Annotated in this window: 1 protein-coding gene; it reads right to left on the bottom strand. The window is 39.4% G+C overall.

Features of this window, described 5'->3' with window-relative positions; all coding sequences use genetic code 11:
- On the bottom strand, window positions 1-401 hold a 401-nt coding region (locus tag FOI68_RS23825), incomplete at both ends, for a hypothetical protein (protein WP_221935140.1).

Genomic DNA, 401 nt, shown 5'->3' with positions numbered 1-401 from the left:
TTTTGATAAATATGTCGATTCCAAAATTGTTCTAATTGCCGAAATCTCGTCAAAGCCGCCAAACTTGAGATTTCGGACGCGTGATAAAAAGTGGCACTGTTTCAGTTGCATCACATTCTCAGAAATGTTCTCAAATGTAATGCTAGTCAGCGGCGTGGTTTGGAGAAGAAATTCTCCGTTTTGCAACCATACTTTTGCGTCAATGCTTAAATTAGAAAAGAAGCCTCGATCATATAAAAAATGGCCGTCTGCACGAACGTTTAGATCTTCTATCTGCTTACGTTGCTGTTTACAGTAGGTTCGTCTTAATTCGGCTCCTCTCCTACTTAATCTCGCAATTTCTTCCGTTGTCAATTCACAAGTGAGAACATAATAGGATTTGGCTGCAATTTCAGATCGAA

Origin of the sequence: Brevibacillus sp. LEMMJ03, assembly GCF_007197875.1 — a bacterium.
Classification (GTDB): Bacteria; Bacillota; Bacilli; order Brevibacillales; family Brevibacillaceae; genus Brevibacillus; species Brevibacillus thermoruber.
Note: the sequence above shows the minus strand (reverse complement) of the source record. Positions and strands in the feature narration are given on the sequence as shown.